At 71.2% G+C, this 566-nt stretch carries 1 pseudogene; it reads right to left on the reverse strand.

Going from position 1 to position 566, the window contains the following annotated elements:
- Positions 1 to 216 (reverse strand): annotated as a pseudogene (locus tag ACJA3G_RS38330) (hypothetical protein); the annotation flags it as partial.
- Positions 217 to 566 lie beyond the last annotated feature (350 nt).

The raw sequence follows: 566 nt of genomic DNA on the forward strand, positions 1-566 counted from the left end.
CATCACCACCTGGTAGGTCTCCGTCCAGGCGGGCAGGTCCCCGCACTCCTCGAAGGTCACCACCAGGCGGTCACCGGGCCGCGTCGGATACCAGGGGGCCTGGGTGAGTTCCTCGTGGCCGGCCATCAGCGCGGACACCTCCCCGGGAAGATCCCGGTGACGCCTGGCGTCCGTAGCCCGCCCCACCGGCGACGTGGGCCCCTCGTGCTGCGTCATGGCTGCCCTCCCATCCTGCCCTGGGCACCCGCTGCGCCCCGGCCCGATGGCACGAGAAGCTGACAGGCAACTGCAAACCTGTCAACAGGCCCTAAAATATGGGCAACCCGTGCTTCCCGGACAAGTCGTGCCTACGTATGTGAGACGGGCTATCCGTGCCTGCACTGCCCGCGTGAGCGTCCCGCTCCTGCCCCCGTGCCGCTGATCCCTCCGGTCGCACGGCTCCCCGGCCCCGGCCGGCGCTTCCCCCGAGCATCGGCCGGGTCTCTCCGCTGAATCAGGTCAAGCCCCATGGGTGCGGGATCCGGCCCGGCCAGGGGGCAAGGTCGTCCGGGGTGGGGGCGGCCCTG

The organism is Streptomyces sp. YS-3, from assembly GCF_045257485.1.
Lineage (GTDB): Bacteria > Actinomycetota > Actinomycetes > Streptomycetales > Streptomycetaceae > Streptomyces.